The following is a 22,305-nucleotide window of genomic DNA, read 5'->3' as shown; positions in this document are numbered from 1 at the left end:
CCGCGTCCTATGGACGCTTCCGTTCGACAGCCTTCGCGCGCGAGCCGCTTTTCCGGGCTGACCGCGCCCTTGTTCCACCGCGTTCTCGACCGCATCGATGCCGGGCTGGTCGAAGGTGCGATCGAGGCGACGCTGCCCGACGGCACGCATCGACTGCTCGGCGGGCGTACCGACGGTCCGGTCGCGATCGTTTCGGTTCACCGCTGGCGTGCGCTGTGGCGGCTCGTCTCGGCAGGGTCGATCGGCTGGTACGAGGGCTGGGAAGCGGGCGACTGGTCGAGCCCCAACCTCGTGCCGATCTTCGACCTGTTCATGCGCAATCGCGTCGCTCTGGGCGACACCGCGCGGGCCAAGCGTGGGGCGAAGCTTGCCGCGCGTGTATTTCACACGGTGCGCCGCAACGATCGCCGCGGCGCACGTCGCAACATCGCCGCGCATTACGACCTCGGCAACGATTTCTACCGCGAGTGGCTGGACGAGACGCTGACCTACTCGTCGGCAATCTTCGCCCACGCCGACGAGCCGCTTGCCCGTGGCCAGCAGCGCAAGCTCGACGCGATCCTCGACCGGACGGGTGCGAAGGCGGGCGAGCGGGTGCTGGAGATCGGCTGCGGATGGGGCTCGTTCGCCGCCACTGCTGCGGCGGCCGGGGTGCAGGTTCACGCGCTGACGCTGTCAACCGAGCAGCAGGAGCATGTCGCGGCGCGCGGCTTGCCCGGCGTGACCGTGTCGCTGACCGACTATCGCGACGTGACCGGTACGTTCGACGCGGTGGCGAGCATCGAGATGGTCGAGGCTGTGGGCGAGGCGTACTGGCCCGCCTATCTGCAGACGATCGCGCGCGTGCTGAAGCCAGGTGGCCGCGCGGCGATCCAGTACATCTCAATTGCCGACGACGTGTTCGACCCCTACGCGGGTGGTGTCGATTTCATCCAGCGCTATGTTTTCCCCGGCGGCTTGCTGCTGTCGGAATCGCGCTTTCGACGCATCGCGGAGGCGAACGAGCTTGAGTGGCGTGACCGGCACGCGTTCGGGCTCGACTATGCCGAGACGCTGCGGCAGTGGCGCGATCGCTTCGACGTGGCCGCGCGCGGAGGTCGCCTGCCGCCGCGCTTCGATGCGCGTTTCCAGCGGCTGTGGCAATTCTACCTGATGTACTGCGAGGGTGGCTTTCGCGGCGGCGGCATCGACGTCGCGCAGGTGACGCTGGTCAAGCGTTGAGCGTCACGCCTCTACCCGCTCGCGGTGACCGGCGGGAAAACCGTCGATCGCCAGCCGCACGATCCGGTCGGCCACGGCCTCGGGCGGCTTGACCGAGGCAGGGTCCTCACCCGGATAGGCGCGCGCGCGCATCTTGGTGCGCGTGGCACCGGGATCGAGGATCGCGGTGCGCACCTTGCTCACCTCGACCATCTCGTCGCCGTACGCGCCGAGCATCGTGTCGAACGCGGCCTTCGACGCGCCGTACGCGCCCCAATAGGCGCGCGGCTTGGCGCCGACCGACGAGGTGACGCCGATCACCCGTGCACCGTCCGACCGCCGCAACAGCGGGTCGAAGGCCTGGATCATCGCGACTTGCGCTGACACGTTGAGCGTCAGAACCTGCGCCAGTTCCTTGGGATCGATCGCCGGTACGGCGGCAAGCTGCCCGAGCATGCCTGCGTTCAGCACCAGTACGTCGAGCGCGTTCCACCGGTCTGCCACGGCCGTCGCCAGTCGCGCGATCGAATCGGTCTGCGTCAGGTCGAGCGGTGCGATCGTCGCCGACCCGCCCGCGTCGAAGATGCGCTCCTCGACCGCTTCCAGGTCCTTCGCGGTGCGCGCGGTGATGACGACGTGCGCGCCCTGCGCCGCCAGCGCGATCGCGGTGGCCGCACCGATACCGCGGCTCGCGCCGGTCACCAGCGCGAGCTTGCCTTCCAGTCCCTTGGTCAAATCAGTTCACTCGTTCTGCCAGTAGCGCGAATTGATCAACGGCCGTCGTGTCGTCGTGATCGGTCAGGCTGGTGGGATAGTCGCCGGTGAAGCACGCGTCGCAGTATTTCGGACGAATGTCGGCGCGGTGCGTCTCACCCAGCGCCTTGTACAGGCCGTCGATCGAGACGAAGGCCAGGCTGTCGGCGTGGATGAAGTCGGTCATCCCGCCCAAGTCGTGCTTGGCGGCGAGCAGCTTGGCGCGTTCGGGCGTATCGACGCCGTAGAAGCATGAGTGGCGCGTCGGCGGGGAGGCGATCCGCATGTGCACCTCAGCCGCACCGGCTTCGCGCATCATCTGGACGATCTTCAGGCTGGTCGTTCCGCGTACGATCGAGTCGTCGATCAGCACGACGCGCTTGCCCTTGATCAGCGCGCGGTTGGCGTTGTGCTTCAATTTTACGCCCAGGTGGCGGACCTTGTCGCCCGGCTGGATGAAGGTGCGTCCGACATAGTGCGAGCGGATGATCCCGAGCTCGAAGGGAAGCCCGCTTTCCTGCGCATAGCCGATCGCGGCAGGTACGCCGGAATCGGGCACTGGAATGACGAGATCGGCCTCGACCGGCGCCTCGATCGCGAGCTGCGCGCCGATGTTCTTGCGCACCGAATAGATCGACTGGTCGTCGACGATCGAGTCGGGGCGGGAGAAATACACCCATTCAAAGATGCACGGGCGCGGCGACAGTGGCGCGAACGGATGCACCGAGCGTGTCTCACTACCCTGTACGATGACGAGTTCGCCGGGTTCGACTTCGCGCACGAACTCCGCGCCGACAACGTCGAGCGCGACCGATTCGGAGGCGAAGATGACCGCGTCGTCGAGCTTACCCATGACGAGCGGGCGGATGCCGAGCGGGTCGCGACACGCGATCATCCCCTCGGGCGTCATCACGATCAGCGCGTAGGCGCCCTCGATCTGCTTCAGCGCGTCGATGAAGCGGTCGAGCAGCGTGCGATAGCTGGACGTTGCGACCAGGTGGATGATCGTTTCGGTGTCCGAGGTCGATTGGAAGATCGAACCGCGCCGAACGAGTTCGCGGCGCAGCTTCATCGCGTTCGACAGATTGCCGTTATGCGCGATCGCGAAACCGCCCGACGACAGTTCGGCATAGAGCGGCTGCACGTTGCGCAGCGCGGTCTCGCCAGTGGTCGAGTAGCGGACGTGCCCGCAGGCGACCTGGCCCGGCAGCGAGCGGATCACGTCGTCGCGGTCGAAATTGCCTGCCACGTGACCCATCGCGCGGTGCGTGTGGAACATGGCGCCGTCGAAGGTGGTGATCCCCGCTGCTTCCTGCCCGCGATGCTGGAGCGCGTGAAGGCCGAGTGCCACCAGTGCCGCGGCGCCTTCGGTTTGCGACACACCGAATATGCCGCACTCCTCGTGCAGATGGTCGTCGTCGAACGGATGTGTGGTCAGCATGGGGCTGAAGCTCGCGTTAGGGGGCTCGCGGGGTGCGCGGCCGCATATAGCGGTTGTCGCGGGAATGTCATCCTACACCGCCGCCCTGTCGCCTGAGCTCGAACACCGCTATCGCTCGGGGATGGACGATCGAGAGCAGGGCACCACCTTTCAACCCAAGTTCGACGCCAGCGGACTCGTCACGGCGGTGGTGAGCGACCGCAGCGGTGCGCTGCTGATGGTGGCGCATATGAACGCGGAGGCGATTGCGGCGACGCAGGCGAGCGGTGAGGCGACGTTCTGGTCGCGCAGTCGCGGGCGATTGTGGAAGAAAGGCGAGACCTCTGGCAACGTCATGCGCGTAATTGAGATGCGCGTCGACTGCGATCAGGACGCATTGTGGCTGATCGTCGAGCCCGCGGGTCCTGCCTGTCACACCGGTGCGACCAGTTGCTTCTATCGCCGCGTGTCCGATGACGTGCTCGAGCGGGTTGGATGAAGCGGAATGCCATCGCCGTCACCCTGCTGCTGTGCGCGTGCGGGCGGCAACCCGCGGCCGAGCAGGAGAGCGGGGCGGGTGCGGCGCTCGAACGCGCAGCACGCGCGAGCGGTATGGTCGCCGATCCAACACGAGTGGTGCCAACCGGCGTGTACGGCAGCGGCGAGGACAAGGTGTGTTTGGTTCCGCAAGGCGAGGGGCAGTACCGTGTCGGGGCATCGGTCGATCTCGGCGAGCAGCAACGTTGCGCCGGGCGCGGCATCGCACGTGGACGCGACAAGCTGGACGTGCGGATGGGCGGCGGGTGCGAGTTCGTCGCCTCGCTCGATGGCGACACGATCGCGTTTCCTGCCGTATTGCCGGGTGCGTGCGACACGATGTGCGAGGGTCGTGCGACGCTCGCCGCATTGTCCGCCGCCCGGTTGAGCGAGAGCGTGTCGGAGGCAACGCGGGTCGTCGGATCAGATGGAAAGCCGCTTTGCGCAGGTTGACGTTCACGTAAAGGGAAGGTAAGTGGATTGGCATGAGCGCTGTTGCCCATGCCGTCGTTCCGCCGCGCGATGATCGCGAGCAGTTCAGTATCTCGGACCTGTCGACCGAGTTCGGCATCACGCCGCGGGCGCTGCGTTTCTACGAGGATGAAGGGCTGATCAGCCCGGAGCGTCGCGGGCTCGCGCGCATCTACTCGCAGCGCGATCGCGCGCGGCTCGCCTGGATCCTGCGCGGCAAGCGCGTCGGGTTCAGCCTGGCCGACATTCGGCAGATGATCGACCTCTATGATCTGGGCGACGGACGCCGCGCGCAGCGTGCGATCACGATCGAGCGCTGCCGCGAACGCATCGCAACGCTCCAGGCGCAGCGCACCGACATCGACGCCGCGATCCTCGAACTCGAGGAGTTCGTCGCGGTGATCGAAACCTCTCATCCGATACCCGATCTGACCAAGGAAGCCTGACATGCCGCAATATACGCCCCCCGTCCGCGACACGCGCTTCGTGCTGGAGCATGTCGTCGGGCTCGATCGCTACGCCAACGTGGCAGGCTTTGCCGCCGCGACGCCCGACACCGTCGACGCGGTGCTGGAAGAGGGCGGCCGCTTCGTCGCAGAGGTGCTGTTCCCGCTCAATCAGTCGGGCGATCTGGAAGGGTGCACGCGTCACGAGGACGGATCGGTCACGACGCCCAAGGGCTTCAAGGAAGCCTACGACAAGTTCGTCGAGTCGGGCTGGGGTACGCTCAGCGCGCCCGAGGCGTTCGGCGGACAGGGGATGCCGCACGTCGTCTCGACCGCGTTCCAGGAATATATGATCAGCGCCAACATGGCGTTCGCGATGTACCCCGGCCTCGCGCACGGTGCGATCGCCGCGCTGGTGGTGAAGGGCAGCCCCGAGCAGCAGGAAAAGTACCTGCCGCGGATGATCTCGGGCGAATGGGGCGGCACGATGAACCTGACCGAGCCGCAGTGCGGCACCGACCTCGGTCTGATCCGCACCCGCGCCGAGCCGCAGGCGGACGGCAGCTACCAGATCACGGGTACGAAGATCTTCATCTCGGCGGGTGAGCACGACCTGACGGACAACATCATCCACCTCGTGCTCGCCAAGACGCCGGGCGCGCCCGACACGTCGAAGGGCATCTCGCTGTTCGTCGTGCCCAAGGTGCTGGTCAATGAAGACGGCTCGTTGGGTGAGCGCAACGCGGTCTCGTGCGGCTCGATCGAGCACAAGATGGGCATTCACGGCAACGCCACCTGCGTAATGAACTATGACGGGGCGACCGGCTGGCTGGTTGGCGAGGAGATGAAGGGCCTGGCCGCTATGTTCATCATGATGAACGCGGCGCGGCTAGGCGTCGGCTTGCAGGGGCTGGGCGTTGCGGAGACCGCGTACCAGAATGCGGTGCAATATGCGAAGGACCGTCGTCAGGGCCGCGCGCTGACCGGACCGGCCGAACCGAACGAGAAGGCCGATTCGCTGTTCGTCCACCCCGACGTGCGCCGCATGCTGATGGACGCGAAGGCGTGGATCGAGGGGTTGCGTGCACTGTGTCTGTGGGGGGCGCTCCAGGTCGATCTGGAGCACAATGCGGAGAGCGAGGAGGAGCGCCAGCTCGCCGGCGACCTGATTGGTCTGCTCACCCCGGTGATCAAGGGCGTCGGCACCGACAAGGGCTATGAGATCGCGACCAACGCGCAGCAGGTCTATGGCGGGCACGGCTACATCCAGGAATGGGGGATGGAGCAGTACGTCCGCGACGCGCGGATCGCGCAGATCTACGAAGGCACGAATGGCGTGCAGGCGATGGATCTCGCGGGGCGCAAGCTGGCGCAGAACGGTGGCCGCGCAGTAATGGCGTTCGGCAAGATGGTGACCGAGGAGATCGCCGCGGGCAAGCAGGACGAGGCGACCGCCGATTTCGCCGCGCGTCTGGAGAAAGCGGCAGGCGAGCTGCAGGGCGCGACGATGTGGTTCATGACGAACGGCATGAAGAACCCGAACAACATCGGTGCAGGTGCGGTGCCGTACATGCACCTGGTCGGCGTCGTCGCGGTCGGATTGATGTGGCTGCGCATGGCGTCGGCCGCGGCGCGGTTGAAGGCGGCGGGCGAGGGCGACGCAGCCTTCCTCGACGCCAAGCTGGTGACCGCGCGCTACTTTGCCGAACGCGTCCTGCCCGAGGCGGGTGCGCTGCGCCGCAAAATCGAGGGTGGGGTCGAGGCGATCATGGCGCTGCCGGTCGAAATGTTCGCGGCAGCCTGAGGGTATCACCGCCGTTCGGTGCGCGTCACTGAACGGCGGTCTGACCTGCTGTTGCATCGGCTTTCGCCGCCGGTGGCGCTGGTGCCGCCGCCGGCGTGGAGCTGCGGCGAACACCGGGGAGCGCGGCGGGGCCACGAGGCGGCGTGACGTCATTTGACGCGGGGCGGCTAACCGGGACCGCAGTCAAGGCGCCGCGCCCACGCATGCACTGGGTCGGATCGGCGCGCCTGAACTGGCTGCAATTCCACAAGGCACGGTCGAAGCCGTTGGCGCGGTCGCGCAGGTAGCTGAACCCCATCGTGGCATATTGCTGCGGCGCGATCGTCGCCGAGGCGGGAACGAGCCGCGCGTCGGCCCAGCCCATCAGCTTGCAGTGCGGGCGATCGCCGCAGGCGCGCTGCGCCAGCGCCGGCCATGCGTCTGCCTGTCGCGGGTCGATGACGACCAGGAACGTGTCGGTATCCTCTATCACCGGCTTCAACGCGCCGGGTTGCGCGAGCGGCAGGGGAGCGGCGGCCGGCTGTGCGCCTGCGGGCAGGTCGGCGAACAGCGGCATCGCCGCGGCGAGCGCGTCTTCCGCTTCGTCGATCGCGTCGGCCAGCCGGTGGGCGTCGGAGATCGCGGCGAGCTTCGGGATGCTCGGCTCGACCGAGCCTACGGTGCGGTTGAACGCGGGCGGCGTGCCCCACCAGCCTGCCCAGCGGAAGAACAGGTGGCTGTGGACGGCCGCAACCTTGTCGAGGCTCGACTGCCAGTACGGCACCACCCAGTCGGTGTGATAGTGCGTCGAATAGCCGACCGGCTTGTACACGCGCCCGCTCAGCGCCTGCGTGGCACGCGCGCGGGCATCGCGCAGCATCGTCTCGCTGGGTGTCCAGCGCGTCAGCGCACCGTCGCAGGTGAAGGTGAACTGGCAGCCGGTGGCGCGCTCCTGCCCCTCGAACACGACGCCGCACACCGTTTTCGGAAAGGCGGGGTGGCGCAGCCGGTTGAGCACCACCTGCGCGACCGCGCGCTGTCCCTCAGGGTCGTTGCCCGCTTCGTAGATTTCTGCGGCAGCCAGGCAGTCGGTCGCGCGCGCGATGCTGGCGGCGTCGCCGGCGATGCGGAATGGCCGCGCGGCCGGGTTCGGGCCGGTGACGAACGGCACGCCGTCGTTGAACGCCTTCGCGTCCTGCGGGGTCAGGTCGACGAGTTCGACCGGCCCGACCGGCGGGAGCACGGTAGCAGGCACCACCTTGCGCTTGGCGAGCGCGCGCAGCGCCGCGGGACGGTGCTGCATCGCGGGCGGGTGCGTCACCACCCACGCGGGCACGGCCACCGCCGCGATACCGACGAGTGAGAGGATGGCGCGCAGGCGAGGGCTAACCTGCGCGCTCGATGGTGGCGGGGTCACTGTTCGGGCAGGAAGTCCGGCACCGATAGGTAACGCTCGCCCGTGTCGTAATTGAAGCCGAGCACGCGAACGTTGTCGGGCAGGTCAGGCAGCTTCTGCAGAATGGCGGCCAGCGTCGCACCCGACGAGATGCCGACCAGCATGCCTTCCTCGCGCGCCGAACGCCGCGCCATGTCCTTGGCGACCGCGGCGTCGACCTCGATCACGCCGTCGAGCAATTGCGTGTGGAGATTGGCGGGAATGAAGCCCGCGCCGATGCCCTGGATCGGGTGCGGACCCGGCTGACCGCCGCCGATGACCGGCGAGGCGGCGGGCTCGACCGCGTAGACCTTGAGGTCCGGCCACTCTTTCTTCAGCACCTCGGCGACACCGGTGATGTGCCCGCCGGTACCGACGCCGGTGATAATCACGTCGATCGGCGTGTCGCGGAAATCATTCAGGATCTCCTGCGCGGTGGTCCGGACGTGAACGTCGACGTTGGCCGGGTTCTCGAATTGTTGCGGCATCCACGCATTGTCGGTCTGCTCGACCAGCTCGAGCGCGCGTTCGATCGCGCCCTTCATGCCCTTCTCGCGCGGGGTGAGGTCGAAGGTCGCGCCGTAGGCGAGCATCAGCCGGCGACGCTCTAGCGACATGCTCTCGGGCATGACGAGCACGAGCTTGTAGCCCTTGACCGCGGCAACCATCGCTAGGCCGATGCCCGTATTGCCGCTGGTTGGCTCGATGATCGTGCCGCCGGGTTTTAGCTCGCCCGACTTCTCCGCCGCCTCGATCATCGCGAGCGCGATGCGGTCCTTGACCGAGCCGCCGGGATTGCCGCGCTCCGACTTGATCCACACTTCGCTGTCGGGAAACAGCCGCTGTACGCGGACGTGCGGGGTATTGCCGATCGTGTCGAGGATCGTGTTGGCCTTCATGGCTGTATGCCTCCGTTCTGCGGTCCGGGCTCTAGCGCCTCGGGCGGGTCAAAGGTCCGTGCATTCTTGAGTTCGGGGAAAAGTCGCGCCCAGACAAGCGTGATCGCGATGGCGCCCACGCCGCCTGCCACTACGGCGCCGACCGGTCCCAGCAACGACGCGAGAAAGCCGCTCTCCGCCTCGCCGAGCTCGTTCGAGGCCGAGATGGTCAGCTGCGACACCGCGCTGACGCGGCCGCGCATCGCGTCGGGTGTGTGCAGCTGGATCAGCGAGGTGCGCACGTAGACAGACACCATGTCGGCGCCACCGGCGATGATCAGCGCGACCAGACTGAGCCAGAACGAGCGCGAGACGCCAAACGTCAGGATCGCTGCGCCGAACACGACGACCGCGATCAGCATCTTGACCCCGACATTGTGCTTCATCGGATTGAACGAGAACCACAAGGCGGTCGAGGCGGCGCCGATCCCCATGCCGGCAGCGAGGAAGCCCAGGCCGGTCGCGCCGACGTGCAGGATGTCGCGCGCGTAGATCGGCAGCAGTGCGGTCGCACCCGCCAGCATGACCGCGAAAAGGTCGAGCGTGATCGCGGCGAGGACCAGCCGGTTCTGCCGCACGTACTGGAACCCGTCGAGGATGCGCTGCATCGGGCGGCGATCCCTCTGTGCCGGCGGCTGCGGCACGCGCCCGATCAGAAACATGAGACCGAGTGCGAGCAGCAGCATGCCCGACACGATCGCGTAGGCGAGGTCGGGATGCAGGCCGTAGAGGAACCCGCCGACGCTCGGCCCCACGATCGTGCCGGTCTGCCACGCGATCGAGCTGATCGCAATCGCGGTCGGTAGACTTTCCTTTGGCACCAGATTGGGCGCGAGCGCGGAATAGGCCGGGCCAGAAAAGGCGCGCGCGACCCCGACCAGCACGGCGGCGCCGAACAGGGCGGGTAGTGTGAGCGCGTCCGTGTAGGTGAGGTAGCCGAGCGTCGCCGCGACGGTGCAGAGCAAGGCGGTGGTGCCGCGCACGATCCAGCGACGATCGACGCTGTCAGCGACGAGCCCGACAACCGGCGTCAGCAAGAAAAGCGGCACGAACTGGACCAACCCGATCATGCCGAGCAGGAACGCCGCCTGCTCGACCGCCATCGTCTGCCGCGCAAGGCCGTAGACCTGCCAGCCGATGATGATCGCCTGCGCGCTGATCGCGATGGTGCCGGCGAAGCGCGACAGCCAATAGGCGCGGAAATTGGCAATGCGCAGCGGGTGCACGGTCTGTTCCATCTGGGCCGCGGCTTAGGCGGGGGGGCAGCTTGAGGCAACCACCCACACCGGCCCGCAAGCCTGTCGTAGCGGCAAGCGTTGCAGCCGCCGCGCAATCGCGCCTATAGGCCCGCATCCCTTTCCCCAGGTACGAGGTTTTTGTCCGTGGCCAAAGCCCCCGCCCGCGCACCCGCGCCAAGCGAGCCACCTACGTCCAATCGCGAGCGTCCGAACGAGCCGCAGCCCTATGCGGCGTCGAAGGACGAGCTGCTGAAGTTTTACGAGCAGATGCTGCTGATCCGCCGCTTCGAGGAGAAGGCGGGACAGCTCTACGGCCTCGGCCTGATCGGCGGTTTCTGCCACCTTTACATCGGCCAGGAAGCGGTTGCGGTCGGGCTGCAATCGGCGCTGTCGGGCGATGACTCGGTCATCACCGGCTACCGCGACCACGGCCACATGCTGCTGTGCGGTATCCCGCCCAAGGACGTGATGGCGGAGCTGACCGGGCGTCAGGCCGGCATCTCGAAGGGCAAGGGCGGCTCGATGCACATGTTCAGCGTCGAGCATAAGTTCTACGGCGGGCACGGCATCGTCGGCGCGCAGGTGTCGCTCGGCACGGGGCTCGCGTTCGCGCACAAGTACCGGAACGACGGCGGCGTCGCGCTCGCCTATTTCGGCGACGGTGCGGCGAACCAGGGCCAGGTGTACGAGAGCTTCAACATGGCCGAGCTGTGGAAGCTGCCGATCATCTACGTGATCGAGAACAACCAGTACGCGATGGGCACCAGCGTCAATCGCGCCTCGGCCGAGGACCAGCTGTATCGCCGCGGCGAGAGCTTCCGCATCCCGGGCCTGCAGATCGACGGCATGGACGTGCTGGCGGCGCGCGGTGCGGCGGAAGAGGCGCTCGCCTGGGTGCGTGCGGGCAAGGGGCCGATCATCCTCGAGATGAAGACCTATCGCTATCGCGGCCACTCGATGTCCGATCCCGCCAAATATCGCTCGCGCGACGAAGTGCAGGCGGTGCGCGACAAGTCCGACCCGATCGAGCACGTCAAGAAGCTGTTGTCCGAGCAGGGCGTCGCCGAGGACGAGTTGAAGAAGATCGAGCAGGACATCCGCCGCCAGGTGAACGAGTCCGCCGACTTCGCCGAAAGCACCCCCGAGCCGGAGCCTTCCGAATTGTACACCGACGTTCTGGTGGAGAAGTACTGACATGGCGATCGACATCAAGATGCCGGCGCTGTCGCCCACGATGGAAGAGGGCACGCTGGCCAAGTGGCTGGTGAAGGAAGGCGACACGGTCAAGTCGGGCGACATCATGGCCGAGATCGAGACCGACAAGGCAACGATGGAGTTCGAGGCGGTTGACGAGGGCGTCGTCTCCAAGATCCTGGTGGGTGAGGGTACCGACAACGTAAAGGTCGGCACCGTCATCATGCAGCTCGACGGCGAGGATGCCGGCGCTGGTGGCTCGACCGCGTCCGAGCAGGCGGCACCTGCCGACAAGAACGCGGCGACCAAGGACGACAATCCCGCCGCTGACGCTAAGGCCGACGAGAAGAAGTCGGACAAGGTCGAGGACTCCGCGCACCCTGCGCAGGAGAAGGTCGAGACCGGCGCGCGGCAGATGTTCGAGGCCGCGAAGCACGACGCCGAGGTGCGCGATCCGGCCGTGCCCGAAGGTACCGAGATGGTGAAGATCACCGTTCGCGAGGCGCTTCGCGACGCGATGGCGGAGGAAATGCGCGCCGACGACCGTGTGTTCGTAATGGGCGAAGAGGTCGCACAATATCAGGGCGCGTACAAGGTCACGCAGGGGCTGCTCGACGAGTTCGGCGAGCGCCGCGTCATCGACACGCCAATCACCGAGTACGGCTTCGCCGGTATCGGTTCGGGCGCGGCGATGGGCGGGTTGAAGCCCATCGTCGAGTTCATGACCTTCAACTTCGCATTGCAGGCGATCGATCACATCATCAACTCGGCCGCCAAGACCAATTACATGTCGGGCGGGCAGATGCGCTGCCCGATCGTGTTCCGCGGCCCCAACGGCGCCGCGAGCCGCGTCGGCGCGCAACACAGCCAGAACTTCGGTCCGTGGTACGCGAGCGTGCCGGGCCTGATCGTCATTGCGCCGTACGATGCGGCGGACGCGAAGGGGCTGCTCAAGGCCGCGATCCGTTCGACCGATCCGGTCGTGTTCCTGGAGAACGAGCTTCTCTACGGCCGCTCGTTCGAGGTGCCGAAGCTCGACGACTGGGTGCTGCCGATCGGCAAGGCGCGCATCATGCGCGAGGGCAGCGACGTCACGATCGTCAGCTACTCAATCGGTGTCGGGCTGGCGCTAGAGGCCGCGGACAAGCTGGCCGAAGAAGGCATCGACGCGGAGGTGATCGACCTGCGCACGCTGCGTCCGCTCGACAAGCAGACGGTGCTCGCCTCGCTTGCCAAGACCAATCGCATGGTGGTGGTCGAGGAAGGCTGGCCGACCTGCTCGATCGCGTCGGAAATCAGCACGATTGCGATGGAGGAAGGATTCGACGACCTCGACGCACCGGTCATGCGCGTGACCGATGAGGACGTACCGCTGCCCTATGCCGCGAACTTGGAAAAGCTGGCGCTGGTGTCGGCCGACAAGGTGATCGCGGCGGTGAAGAAGGTTTGTTACCGCAGGTAAGGCCAACGCCTGCGATCGCTCACGTCGCGGTGTAGCGATCGCAGGTGTATTTCGTCGCCTCGGGCGACGGATTGAATATTTGGCTGAACGTGCGCTTGTCGCGTACAACGAACGCCGAATTGTAGTGCATCAGCGTGGAACTGGTCGGCACCCAGGCGGCGCCGACGACGGGCTGATAATCGTAGTTGATCTCGACGAACATCACACCTGAATCGGGTGGAGCAGTCACAATCGCGCCCGCGTCACCCATGCCGGTGACCTGCTTGCCCGGCGCCGCGGGCCACGGCTGCAGACCGGAGTCGGTCGTCGCGACACCGTAGCGCGAGTCGTAATTGGCGCCTTTTTTCAACCCGATACAGCGTTGCCAGCGGATGTACTGCTTGCCGCCGTGCTCCTCCAGACTGGATACGGTGATGCGCGCATTCTGCGTCACCTGCCATCGCTCACCCTGAATGCGCGCCGCGGTCAGCGCGTCGTTGATGTCGATCTCACGCAATTGCGATGAATTGTCGCTCTGCATGTTGCCGACGCGCGACGCATTGTCGGCCAGCGCGAGGCCGATCTGATTGATCCGCTCGTGCATCAGCACGAGGTTCGCCGTCTCCGTGCCGTAGCAGCCGATTGCGAGAACAATCGGTAGAGAGATCGCGAACTCGATGAGGGCGACCCCCGATCGATCGCGCCGTAGCCGTCGGCCGTTGTGACGTACGCACGACTTCATGATGTTGAGAGCGCGGGTCGTGGTCACGTGCATATCGACTCGATCGGTTGAACGGTCTGCGTTCTGTAAGGCTGGTTCTTCAGGAATGTTTCGGCACTGATCGTCTGCGTTGTCGGCATGCCCAGCAGCCCAGCGACGGGAAACAGTCGTTGGTAAGTCACGGTCATGGTGTACCGGGTCACGTCGTTCGCGCCGCCCTGCGTCTGGACTCGTCCGGGGTCGGCGTCCCACTGCTTGTTGCCGTTGACGTCGTCGTAGCATTCGCCGGGGTCGCGAACGCCGTTGCCGTTCTTGTCGGTGAAATTCTCCGGTTTCGCCAGAAGGTAGCTCGAATAGCTACGGCGCATCGGCTGGAAGGTCATGCCCGAGCCGACCGCGCTGACCATGCCGATGACCTTGGCGTCCATTGCCGCGGCGGACGCAGCGTTGTTCTCGAGCGCGGAATCGCGGCCCGCCTTGTACATCGCGCCGTCGAGCACGTTCTGTACGTAGGTCTGATAGATAAGGTCGAAGGCGCCCATCAGCAGCGTCAGCAATACGGGCGTGACGATCGCGAACTCGACGATGGTCACGCCGCGATGGTCGCGGCGAAGGCGGCGGAGGAAGGCGCGGATCACTGCTGGAGCCTCAACATCGCAACCTGTTTCGCAATCTTCTGAAATAGTGCCGAGAGGCCGCTGCCGGTGGTGGTGTACAGCGCCTGTGCCGGGCTGCTCGCGCACTGCGTCAGCTCGTTGGTCGTGTTCGCGCCGATCGCGACCGTCCACACGTCTATCTTAAGTTGCGACGCCTGCGCGCACTCGTAGAGGAAGCGGGCATTGTGGAAGTCCTTTAGCGATGGCGAACTAGCGCCGCCGCTGACCCGCTGGTCGTAATATTCGATCCCGTACTGACCGTAGATGTTCTGGCTCGGCGCCATGTCGCCGTCGGTCAGGAAGACGATGACCTTCTTTGGTAGTGGCTGGCCCGTGCGGCCAGTGTTGTCGGCGGCGAAGATGCCGTTTGGCGCGAGCAGGCGCACACCCCAGATCATGCCCGTGTCGTGATAGGTGCCGCCGAGCGGCTTGAAGTCGGCCGCGTCGACGTAGTTTGCGATGTCGGCCGAGGACATCTCCTTCAACCGTCGGATCGGCTTGCCGCAAGAGTAGAAGCCGGAGTCGCGCTGATCGTCGGATCCCAAGTTAACGGCAGCCCGATAGGGGAAAAAGGTCTCGTCGTTGCTCGTCTGAGTCGCGGTTGATCGGTAATTGTACCTAGCCCAGCTGACCGCGGGCCACGCTGGACGCCAGCGCGTCGCTGCGTTTGCAGTCGGGATCAACGATGGGTCGAGATCATAGGCGCTTGCGTTGAAGCTGGTGGTGCCAGACTGGGTCTGACGCTCCTCGATGCAGCCGTCCCATGCCGTGGCCGTGGCCTTAACGTAGGTCGGATCGCTGACGGTGCCGCCCTTGATGAACTGCGACACGTCCTGCGGATACTGGCCGTAGGTCCAGACAGGCCCGAGCGTCCTTGTAACCGTTGAACAGCCTTGAAAGGCGTCCCATTCCTGCGTCACGAGCGTAGCCCGCCCGTCACTTGGGCGAAATGGGTACTGATTGGCGCTGGTCCGAGCGGGATCGCGTTGCGGTGCAGGAGCACTGGACGTGCATCCTTGCTGACTCTTGTTGTTCTTCTGACCATCGGTCTGACGGCTGATCTCATACTCGCCGGTGACGACGCGGGTCTGATAGTTGACCGTCTCCCCGGCAGAATTGCCGATCAGATAGGCGGGGTTGACGTCGTAGATCGCCTTTCCGGCGTTGATGATCGAGGTGTAGCTGACGAAGCCGTAGCGAACGCGGGTGTTCGCATCGACGCTGCTCGCGACCGTGCTGTAGAAGTCCTTTACCGCCTGTCGCAGCGCCTTGATGCGCGAACCGTTGCCGGCGGTCGTCTCGGGCACGCCGAAGCCGTTCTGCGCGCTGTAGCCGGGCATCGCGTACGAGTCGCTCGGCCGGGTGTATGAGACCGCAGGGTTCGCCTGCACGTAGGCGTTGCACTGTGCGTCGGTGTCTTCGGGACGGCAGGCCATCGAGCCGGTCGTATCGAGCACGAAGATCACATCGGTGTCCGAGATGTCGTATCGCGCCATGCACGAAACGGTGACGGTCGCGTCTTTCGCATCGATGATCTTGGTGATGCTCATCGGCACGGTGACCGAGGCGGTGCCAGACACCTGCTGATCGCTGGTCTTGACCGGCGAGAAGACGGGGTTGGTGGTTGCGATCCACCCGGCTTGAAAGTTGTTCTTGAAGAACTGCTGCGCCTGAGTGGCCGCATTCTGATCGAGCGTGTTCGTGCCGTCGACCTTCATGAACTTGCGTCCGGCCAGTACGCCGGCGTCGCAAGCCTGCTGCAATCGCGACTTGACCGCGTACATGCGGCCGATGTCGATCGCAGACCCCGCCATCGCGGTCAGCGGGATGAGCGAGGCGGCCACGATGATGAGCGTATTGGCCGCGCGGTCGCGCAGCAGCCGCACCAGAAAACCGGCACGCTCGCGCGTCGGGCGCTTGTCGGACAGGGTCGATCGACGGGTCACCGCGCCGCGATGGCGCAGAAACGTCCAATATCGCTTCAAGGAAGTCAGTTAACGCGTCGTTAGTCACACTTGTCGAAGTGGGCTGGTGCGGCCATCTGACCGCGGTGTCAGGTAGCCAATCGCTCAGCAGTCCGTCACGCGTCTTCGCCTGGTGCGGTGCGCGGTTCGTCGGCACCGGCGTAGACACGTTGTTCGCGCTCGACCGGCAGCTCGGTAACATCGTTCGCACGACCGAGCAGCCGATCGTGGGGCAGATGCGGCTGACGTGGTGGTACGAGGCGCTCGAGAAGCTCGACCATGCCCCGCCGCCGGCTCAACCGCTTCTGCAGGCGCTCGCAGGTCATATCGGTAAGGGACGCGTGGCGGGACGCGATCTGGCGATGATGACGGAAGGATGGGAGGCTCTGCTCGACCATGAGCGAGCCAACGCTGATATGCTCACGCAATTCGCGCATCTGCGCGGCGCGACGCTGTTCCGCGCCGCCGCGGCGCTGCTAGGTGAGGATGATCCGCAGGTCGCGCAAGCCGGTGCGCTTTGGGCCTTCGCGGATCTTGCGGCAAACGTCAGTCAGGACGCCATTCGACAGCAGGCAATCACGGCGGCACTTGACCTGGCCGACCCCGTCTTCCGCGCTCGATGGCACGGCGCGCGGCCGTTCGGTGCACTTGCGGTCGACGCGTATATGGCAGCGGCAGGGCGGGGCGTTGCCGATGGGCCGAGGCGTGCCGCGCGCGTCGTGCAATTCCGTATGATTGGACGCTGACGCCTTTCGTCCGCTTCCGCGCGTCGCTAGCCTTCCGCAAACGCTGGGGGGCATGAAGCGATGTGGCGCTATCTGGTGGGTGGACTGGCGGCGTTGCTGCTGGGTGGGGCCGGGTGGCTGATGTTGTTCGGCGACACGGAGGACGGCGCGACCGCGCGCGCCGCGACGATCCTGCCGGCCATGCCGCAGAGCGGTACTGCTCCGGTCGAGGACCCACCGGCGGACCTGCCCGAAGCGCCCGAGCGGACGCGCGAGCAGAAGCGGTTCGATCGATACGACAAGGATCGCGACGCCAAGATCACGCGCGAGGAATATCTGCTCAGCCGACGCAAGGCTTTTGCGAAGCTGGACCTGAACGGTGACGGTCAGCTGTCGTTCGACGAATGGTCAGCGAAAACGGCGAAGAGGTTTACCGACGCCGATGCTGACCGTTCAGGCGCGCTGAACGCGAGCGAATTCGCGACGACCAAGCCCAAGCGCAAGTCGAAGCGCCCGGCGTGCGCGTGCACGCCCACGCCAGCGCGCGACGACAATTAGGCCGCGAGCCAGCCTGCTAGCGCCGCACGGCCACGATCGGTGTACATCCGCTTGCGATCGGCCTTCTTCGTCTTGCCCTCAATCGGCGGGAACAGCCCGAAGTTGACGTTCATCGGCTGATACGTCTCCGCCACCGCCTCGCCCGTGATGTGCGACAGCAGCGCGCCGAGTGCAGTCTCACGCGGCGGGGAGGGAAGGTGGCGACCGGCAAGCTCGGCCGCTGCGAAGCGACCGGCGAGCAGGCCGATCGCGGCGCTCTCGACATAGCCTTCGCAACCGGTGATCTGCCCGGCGAAGCGGATGTTAGGACGCGAGGCCAGCCGCAACGTGCCGTCGAGCAACTCGGGCGAGCGCAGGAAGGTGTTGCGATGCAGCCCGCCCAGCCGCGCGAACTCGGCGTTCTCAAGCCCCGGAATGGTGCGAAAGATGCGGACCTGCTCGGCGTGCTTCAGCTTGGTCTGGAAGCCGACGATGTTCCACAGCGTTCCCTGCGCATTGTCCTGCCGGAGCTGCACTGCGGCGTAGGGCCAGCGACCCGTGCTCGGCACATCGAGACCGACACCCTTCATCGGACCGAAACGCAGCGTTTCCGGTCCGCGCGACGCCATCACTTCGATCGGCATGCAGCCTTCGAAATAGGGGACGTTCTCCCACTCCTTATACTCGGTCTTCTCACCGTCGAGCAGCGCCTGGACGAAGGCGTGGTATTGCTCCTTGTCGAGCGGGCAGTTGATGTAGTCGGTGCCGTCGCCCTTGTTCCAACGCGACTGCGCCCAGGCGACATCCATGTCGATCGAGTCACGATGCACGATCGGTGCGATCGCGTCGAAGAAGGCGAGCGAATCGCGACCGGTTTCGGCGGCGATGCTGTCGGACAGCGCGGGCGCGGTCAGCGGGCCAGTCGCGATGATGGCGGGACCTTCTGGCAACACGTCGACGCGCTCGCGCACAATCGTGACGTTCGGATGTGCCTCAAGAACCGCTGTGACGCCTGCCGAGAAGCCGTCGCGGTCGACTGCCAGCGCGCTGCCGGCAGGTACGCGGTGGGTGTCACCCGTGCGCAGGATCAGGGAACCGAGCGCGCGCATCTCCTGGTGCAGCAACCCTACTGCATTCGACTCGGCATCGTCTGAGCGAAAGCTGTTCGAGCAAACGAGCTCGGCGAGATGATCGGTGTGGTGCGCGGGCGTGTTCTCGCCGCTGCCGCGCATCTCGGACAGGCGTACCTTGAAGCCTGCCTCGGCGAGCTGCCACGCGGCCTCCGAGCCTGCTAGTCCGCCGCCGATCACGTGAATGTCATGGGTCATGCGCGTGGCAGATAGCGGCTGAGCACCGCGCCGCAAGCGGTGCATCAGCGCGAGGCGACGTTCACCAGCGCATCAATCGCAGCCTGCAGGATGTGCGCGGCGGCGGCGGAGTCGATCCGCTCGGCGCGCTTGGCGCGGCTCATATCCTGCTCGATCAACGCGCGTTCGGCCGCGACGGTCGACCAGCGCTCGTCCCACAAGAGGATCGGCAGGTTGATGTCGGCGCAGTTACGCGCAAACGCACGCGCCGACTGGCTGCGCGGGCTGACGCTGCCGTCGAGGTTGAGCGGCAGGCCCATGACGAGGCCGACGACGTGCTGCGCCTGTACCAACCGGATCAGCTCAGCCTTGTCGGCGGTGAACTTCGTGCGGCGGATCAGCGGGGCAGGGCTGGCGAAGCTCCACCCGGCGTCGCACAGCGCGGTGCCAATCGTCTTGGTGCCGAGGTCCAGTCCGAGCAGGCGACCGCCGTTCGGCAGCGCGGCGGCATATTCGCCTGCGTTCGTGGTGATCATCGCGCCGCCCTCCGACGTGCGGCGTCGGCGCGGACGTTGGCCCAGAACAGGCTATAGTCATAGACGTGGTAGTTGTTGCCCGGCAGCACGTAAGGGCCGACGTCGGGCGGCGATCCGATCAGCAGCAATCCGCGGGCATCGCAGCGCGCGCCGACGGTGCCGGGGCGAAGCTGCGCGGTCGACAGGTCCTCGCTCGGGTAAAGCGTACCCAGATTGGCGCTGGCCGGAGCGGCGGTAAACGGCGTGCCGGTGATCGGATTGGTGCACAGCATCCGCGTTCCCTTTCGCGGACGACCATCGAAGCCGGTGGTGCGGTCGTAATTGTCGGTGATCAGCGACGGATCGGCGGGCTCGGCGAAGCTCTGCCACGACAGGATGCAGCCGCGCTGGTCGGCGCGCGCGCAGGCGGGCAGGCCGAGTGCCGCGAGGTCGGTTACGGTGGAAACCGGCCAACCGACGACATAAGCCGCGACGATGCGGCGGGCGAGCGGCTTTCCGGCGACACGGTCGCGCAGCAGGTGGGTCAGGTGCAGTCCGCCCTGGCTGTGACCCGCGAGGATGATCGGCCGGTCGGGGCCGACCTGCGCCACGAAGGCGTCAAACGCGGCGAGTACGTCACGATAGGCCTGATCGAGCGCGCGGTCGGCGTTGGCCTGATCGGTCAGGAAGGCGCCGAACGTCGCCTGATGATAGCGCGGCGCCCAGATTTCGCCCACCGCGTTGAAGGCGCTCGCCTGCCCGCGCAGGAACAGCGCGGCGCGGTCGTTCGCCTCCTTGTCGTCGAGCGGCGCGTTCCAGTGCGCGCGGTTGAGGTAGGAGGTCGGGTGGATGAAGAACACTGCGGCGCCGCCCGGCTGACGGCGCGGCTGCTCGCCCCCGGGTGTCCATAGCGCAGGGTTGTTCGCGATGTCTGGCCGCGCAAGCCAAAGCTTGGCGTCTCGGTAATCCGCCGGTGTCAGGCCGCGAACGGCGCGGAAATCCTCGCCCGGTACCATCGCCGCGCGCATCAGCTCTACGCCCCAGATCCGGTAGGCGAGCAGCCCGGCAAGCACGAGGACGATCAGCCCGGCGACGATGTAGAGGAATTTGCGAACCAAGGGTGTGGTGTCCGGACGAAAGCGGGAAACATAACCGATCCTTCCGCTCTGCCGCAGCGCCGGCTCGCGCGCAATCGTTGCGGTTGCGCGCGGGCGGGCGCTGGTGGTAGCGGCGCGGTCATGTCCGTAGACACAGCAACCGTTAAACGCGTGGCCAAGCTCGCGCGGATCGCGATCCGTGACGAGGAGGCCGAGCGCCTTGCGCCGGAACTCGGCAACATTCTGGGCTGGATCGAGCAACTGGGCGAGGTGGATACATCGTCGGTGCAGCCGATGACCGCGGTGATCCCCAACCACCTGCGGCTGCGCGACGACGTGGTGACCGATGGCGGCATCCGCGCAAAGGTGCTCGCCAATGCACCCGAGGGCGAGCACGGCTTCTTCACGGTTCCGAAGGTGATCGAATAGTGAGTGACCTGACCGACCTGGGTATCCGCCAGATCCGCGATGGCGTGGCAAACGGCGACCTTTCCGCGCGCGAGGTGGCTGAGGCGTTCAACGCAGCGGTCGCCGCCGCCAAGCCGCTCAACGCCTTCATTGTCGAGACGCCGGAACACGCGCTCGCCGCTGCCGACAAGGTCGACCAGGCGCGTGCCGCGGGCGAGACCTTGCCGTCGATGGCGGGCGTGCCGATCGGGATGAAGGACCTGTTCTGCACCAACGGCGTACAGACCACCGCGGCCAGCCACATTCTTGAAGGCTTCAAGCCCGAGTATGAGTCGACTGTTTCGCAGAAGCTGTGGGACGCGGGCGCCGGGATGCTCGGCAAGCTGAACCTCGACCAGTTCGCGATGGGGTCGTCGAACGAGACGAGCTATTTCGGCAACGTGGTCAGTCCGTGGCGGCGGAACGACGGCGGCAATGCGCCGCTCGCCCCCGGTGGATCGTCGGGCGGTAGCGCCGCGGTCGTTGCGGGGCGGATCGCGCCGGGCGCGACGGGTACCGACACGGGCGGCTCGATCCGGCAGCCGGCGGCGTTCGTCGGCATCTCTGGCATCAAGCCGACCTACGGGCGCTGCTCGCGCTGGGGTACGATCGCCTTTGCCTCCTCGCTCGATCAGGCCGGGCCGATGGCGCGCGACGTGCGCGACTGCGCGATCATGCTGGAGGCGATGAGCGGGTTCGACGCGAAAGACGCGACCTCGCTCGACGTGCCGGTCCCCCAGTGGGAGGCGGGGCTGAACGCCAGCATGGCGGGTAAGCGCGTCGGCATTCCGCGCGAGTACCGCGTCGACAACATGCCCGAGGAGATCGAGGCATTGTGGCAGCAGGGCATCGCGTGGATGAAGGATGCCGGCGCCGAGATCGTCGAGGTTTCGCTGCCGCACACGCGCTACGCGCTGCCGGCCTATTACATCATCGCGCCGGCGGAGGCGTCATCCAATCTCGCGCGCTACGACGGCGTACGTTACGGTCAGCGGGACCTGCCCGAGGCGGCGAATCTTCAGGACATGTACGCCGCAACGCGCGCGGCAGGGTTCGGCGACGAGGTGAAGCGGCGCATCCTGATCGGCACCTACGTGCTGTCGGCGGGCTTCTACGACGCGTATTTCACGCAGGCATCGAAGGTCCGCGCGCTGATCGCGCAGGATTTCGAGCGCGCGTGGGAGAGGTGTGATGTGCTGCTCACCCCAACCGCGCCATCGGCCGCGTTCGCGCTGGGCGAGAAGAGCGCCGATCCGCTTGCGATGTACCTGAACGACGTCTTCACCGTGCCGTCCTCGCTCGCTGGTCTGCCGGCGATGAGCGTGCCGGGCGGGCTCGACAAGGCGGGGCTCCCGCTCGGGCTACAGGTGATCGGTCGCGCGCTCGACGAGCAGGGCGTGCTGAACGCGGCGCTCGCGATTGAGGAACGCGCAGGCTTCAACGCGCGGCCCGAGCGTTGGTGGTGATGTGCGAGGGCGCG

The 22,305-nt window shown here is 66.3% G+C and carries 22 protein-coding genes; 11 read left to right on the top strand and 11 right to left on the bottom strand.

The window, feature by feature from the left end:
* Positions 1-9 precede the first annotated feature (9 nt).
* Positions 10-1,221 (top strand): SAM-dependent methyltransferase, encoded by a 1,212-nt coding sequence (locus tag BMW51_RS01905; RefSeq protein WP_093002786.1) that lies wholly within the window; start codon positions 10-12, stop codon positions 1,219-1,221.
* A 3-nt stretch (positions 1,222-1,224) separates the two neighbouring features.
* Here the strand turns inward: BMW51_RS01905 and BMW51_RS01900 are convergent, their stop codons facing one another.
* Both BMW51_RS01900 and purF read right to left on the bottom strand, forming a co-directional pair.
* Complete coding sequence (locus BMW51_RS01900; RefSeq protein ID WP_093002784.1) at positions 1,225-1,935, bottom strand: SDR family NAD(P)-dependent oxidoreductase; 711 nt, start codon at positions 1,933-1,935, stop codon at positions 1,225-1,227.
* 1 nt (position 1,936) lies between these two features.
* On the bottom strand, positions 1,937-3,394 hold the full coding sequence (gene purF, locus BMW51_RS01895) for an amidophosphoribosyltransferase (protein ID WP_093002782.1): 1,458 nt from the start codon (positions 3,392-3,394) through the stop codon (positions 1,937-1,939).
* Positions 3,395-3,515: 121 nt separating this feature from the next.
* Between purF and hisI the strand changes: the two genes are divergently transcribed.
* From hisI to BMW51_RS01875, 4 genes are read left to right on the top strand one after another with little or no spacing between them, the layout of a single operon-like run.
* Positions 3,516-3,872 (top strand): phosphoribosyl-AMP cyclohydrolase, encoded by a 357-nt coding sequence (gene hisI, locus BMW51_RS01890; protein WP_093003799.1) that lies wholly within the window; start codon positions 3,516-3,518, stop codon positions 3,870-3,872.
* Positions 3,869-4,363: a hypothetical protein gene (locus tag BMW51_RS01885; protein ID WP_093002780.1), complete on the top strand. Its 495-nt coding sequence runs from the start codon at positions 3,869-3,871 to the stop codon at positions 4,361-4,363. Before hisI ends, BMW51_RS01885 begins: the two co-directional genes overlap by 4 nt.
* A gap of 32 nt (positions 4,364-4,395) precedes the next feature.
* Positions 4,396-4,827: a MerR family transcriptional regulator gene (locus BMW51_RS01880; protein WP_019516868.1), complete on the top strand. Its 432-nt coding sequence runs from the start codon at positions 4,396-4,398 to the stop codon at positions 4,825-4,827.
* A 1-nt stretch (position 4,828) separates the two neighbouring features.
* Complete coding sequence (locus BMW51_RS01875) at positions 4,829-6,631, top strand: acyl-CoA dehydrogenase C-terminal domain-containing protein (protein WP_093002777.1); 1,803 nt, start codon at positions 4,829-4,831, stop codon at positions 6,629-6,631.
* A 25-nt stretch (positions 6,632-6,656) separates the two neighbouring features.
* On the opposite strand, the gene BMW51_RS01870 is transcribed toward BMW51_RS01875, so the two are convergent.
* From BMW51_RS01870 to BMW51_RS01860, 3 genes are all read right to left on the bottom strand, one after another.
* Positions 6,657-7,952, bottom strand: coding sequence for a cell wall hydrolase (locus BMW51_RS01870; RefSeq protein ID WP_245708234.1), 1,296 nt, complete (start codon positions 7,950-7,952; stop codon positions 6,657-6,659).
* Positions 7,953-8,023: 71 nt separating this feature from the next.
* The gene (gene cysK, locus BMW51_RS01865; RefSeq protein WP_093002773.1) at positions 8,024-8,944 is read right to left on the bottom strand and encodes a cysteine synthase A; all 921 of its coding nucleotides are present in this window, start codon (positions 8,942-8,944) and stop codon (positions 8,024-8,026) included.
* The gene (locus BMW51_RS01860) at positions 8,941-10,221 is read right to left on the bottom strand and encodes an MFS transporter (protein ID WP_093002771.1); all 1,281 of its coding nucleotides are present in this window, start codon (positions 10,219-10,221) and stop codon (positions 8,941-8,943) included. Before BMW51_RS01860 ends, cysK begins: the two co-directional genes overlap by 4 nt.
* Before the next feature lie 144 nt (positions 10,222-10,365).
* Here BMW51_RS01860 and pdhA point away from each other — a divergent pair, with 144 nt between their 5' ends.
* Entirely contained in the window at positions 10,366-11,415 is a 1,050-nt protein-coding gene (gene pdhA / locus BMW51_RS01855) for a pyruvate dehydrogenase (acetyl-transferring) E1 component subunit alpha (protein ID WP_093002768.1), read from the top strand.
* Between the two features lies 1 nt (position 11,416).
* The gene (locus BMW51_RS01850) at positions 11,417-12,877 is read left to right on the top strand and encodes a pyruvate dehydrogenase complex E1 component subunit beta (protein ID WP_093002766.1); all 1,461 of its coding nucleotides are present in this window, start codon (positions 11,417-11,419) and stop codon (positions 12,875-12,877) included.
* 19 nt (positions 12,878-12,896) lie between these two features.
* On the opposite strand, the gene BMW51_RS01845 is transcribed toward BMW51_RS01850, so the two are convergent.
* The 3 genes from BMW51_RS01845 to BMW51_RS01835 are packed head-to-tail and all read right to left on the bottom strand — an operon-like array spanning position 12,897 to position 16,179.
* Complete coding sequence (locus tag BMW51_RS01845) at positions 12,897-13,625, bottom strand: TadE/TadG family type IV pilus assembly protein (RefSeq protein WP_245708233.1); 729 nt, start codon at positions 13,623-13,625, stop codon at positions 12,897-12,899.
* The gene (locus tag BMW51_RS01840; RefSeq protein WP_245708232.1) at positions 13,622-14,215 is read right to left on the bottom strand and encodes a TadE/TadG family type IV pilus assembly protein; all 594 of its coding nucleotides are present in this window, start codon (positions 14,213-14,215) and stop codon (positions 13,622-13,624) included. Before BMW51_RS01840 ends, BMW51_RS01845 begins: the two co-directional genes overlap by 4 nt.
* On the bottom strand, positions 14,212-16,179 hold the full coding sequence (locus tag BMW51_RS01835) for a TadE/TadG family type IV pilus assembly protein (protein WP_177171478.1): 1,968 nt from the start codon (positions 16,177-16,179) through the stop codon (positions 14,212-14,214). Before BMW51_RS01835 ends, BMW51_RS01840 begins: the two co-directional genes overlap by 4 nt.
* Positions 16,180-16,283: 104 nt before the next feature.
* Here BMW51_RS01835 and BMW51_RS01830 point away from each other — a divergent pair, with 104 nt between their 5' ends.
* Together BMW51_RS01830 and BMW51_RS01825 are read left to right on the top strand one after the other, a co-directional pair.
* The gene (locus tag BMW51_RS01830; RefSeq protein WP_177171477.1) at positions 16,284-16,943 is read left to right on the top strand and encodes a squalene/phytoene synthase family protein; all 660 of its coding nucleotides are present in this window, start codon (positions 16,284-16,286) and stop codon (positions 16,941-16,943) included.
* A 60-nt stretch (positions 16,944-17,003) separates the two neighbouring features.
* Positions 17,004-17,480, top strand: coding sequence for an EF-hand domain-containing protein (locus BMW51_RS01825; RefSeq protein WP_093002760.1), 477 nt, complete (start codon positions 17,004-17,006; stop codon positions 17,478-17,480).
* Here BMW51_RS01825 and trmFO read toward each other — a convergent pair.
* The 3 genes from trmFO to BMW51_RS01810 are packed head-to-tail and all read right to left on the bottom strand — an operon-like array spanning position 17,477 to position 20,399.
* Positions 17,477-18,787, bottom strand: coding sequence for a methylenetetrahydrofolate--tRNA-(uracil(54)-C(5))-methyltransferase (FADH(2)-oxidizing) TrmFO (trmFO, locus tag BMW51_RS01820; protein ID WP_093003793.1), 1,311 nt, complete (start codon positions 18,785-18,787; stop codon positions 17,477-17,479). The genes BMW51_RS01825 and trmFO overlap by 4 nt on opposite strands.
* Before the next feature lie 44 nt (positions 18,788-18,831).
* A complete protein-coding gene (gene ruvX / locus BMW51_RS01815) occupies positions 18,832-19,302 on the bottom strand; it encodes a Holliday junction resolvase RuvX (RefSeq protein WP_093002758.1) in 471 nt (156 codons plus the stop codon).
* The gene (locus tag BMW51_RS01810; RefSeq protein ID WP_093002756.1) at positions 19,299-20,399 is read right to left on the bottom strand and encodes a DUF3089 domain-containing protein; all 1,101 of its coding nucleotides are present in this window, start codon (positions 20,397-20,399) and stop codon (positions 19,299-19,301) included. Before BMW51_RS01810 ends, ruvX begins: the two co-directional genes overlap by 4 nt.
* 120 nt (positions 20,400-20,519) lie before the next feature.
* Here BMW51_RS01810 and gatC point away from each other — a divergent pair, with 120 nt between their 5' ends.
* Entirely contained in the window at positions 20,520-20,807 is a 288-nt protein-coding gene (gatC, locus tag BMW51_RS01805; protein ID WP_093002754.1) for an Asp-tRNA(Asn)/Glu-tRNA(Gln) amidotransferase subunit GatC, read from the top strand.
* Positions 20,807-22,291 (top strand): Asp-tRNA(Asn)/Glu-tRNA(Gln) amidotransferase subunit GatA, encoded by a 1,485-nt coding sequence (gene gatA, locus BMW51_RS01800; protein ID WP_093002752.1) that lies wholly within the window; start codon positions 20,807-20,809, stop codon positions 22,289-22,291. Before gatC ends, gatA begins: the two co-directional genes overlap by 1 nt.
* The last annotated feature ends 14 nt before the right edge of the window (positions 22,292-22,305 follow it).

This window comes from Sphingomonas palmae (assembly GCF_900109565.1).
GTDB lineage: Bacteria > Pseudomonadota > Alphaproteobacteria > Sphingomonadales > Sphingomonadaceae > Sphingomonas > Sphingomonas palmae.
Note: the sequence above shows the minus strand (reverse complement) of the source record. Positions and strands in the feature narration are given on the sequence as shown.

What these genes read in the sequence shown, in the direction of transcription:
- BMW51_RS01905 (WP_093002786.1), top strand. Translation starts at nt 10, where the DNA reads ATGGACGCTTCCGTTCGACAGCCTTCGCGCGCGAGCCGCTTTTCCGGG.
- purF (WP_093002782.1), bottom strand. Translation starts at nt 3,394, where the DNA reads ATGCTGACCACACATCCGTTCGACGACGACCATCTGCACGAGGAGTGC.
- hisI (WP_093003799.1), top strand. Translation starts at nt 3,516, where the DNA reads ATGGACGATCGAGAGCAGGGCACCACCTTTCAACCCAAGTTCGACGCC.
- BMW51_RS01885 (WP_093002780.1), top strand. Translation starts at nt 3,869, where the DNA reads ATGAAGCGGAATGCCATCGCCGTCACCCTGCTGCTGTGCGCGTGCGGG.
- BMW51_RS01880 (WP_019516868.1), top strand. Translation starts at nt 4,396, where the DNA reads ATGAGCGCTGTTGCCCATGCCGTCGTTCCGCCGCGCGATGATCGCGAG.
- BMW51_RS01875 (WP_093002777.1), top strand. Translation starts at nt 4,829, where the DNA reads ATGCCGCAATATACGCCCCCCGTCCGCGACACGCGCTTCGTGCTGGAG.
- cysK (WP_093002773.1), bottom strand. Translation starts at nt 8,944, where the DNA reads ATGAAGGCCAACACGATCCTCGACACGATCGGCAATACCCCGCACGTC.
- BMW51_RS01860 (WP_093002771.1), bottom strand. Translation starts at nt 10,221, where the DNA reads ATGGAACAGACCGTGCACCCGCTGCGCATTGCCAATTTCCGCGCCTAT.
- BMW51_RS01850 (WP_093002766.1), top strand. Translation starts at nt 11,417, where the DNA reads ATGGCGATCGACATCAAGATGCCGGCGCTGTCGCCCACGATGGAAGAG.
- BMW51_RS01825 (WP_093002760.1), top strand. Translation starts at nt 17,004, where the DNA reads ATGTGGCGCTATCTGGTGGGTGGACTGGCGGCGTTGCTGCTGGGTGGG.
- trmFO (WP_093003793.1), bottom strand. Translation starts at nt 18,787, where the DNA reads ATGACCCATGACATTCACGTGATCGGCGGCGGACTAGCAGGCTCGGAG.
- ruvX (WP_093002758.1), bottom strand. Translation starts at nt 19,302, where the DNA reads ATGATCACCACGAACGCAGGCGAATATGCCGCCGCGCTGCCGAACGGC.
- gatC (WP_093002754.1), top strand. Translation starts at nt 20,520, where the DNA reads ATGTCCGTAGACACAGCAACCGTTAAACGCGTGGCCAAGCTCGCGCGG.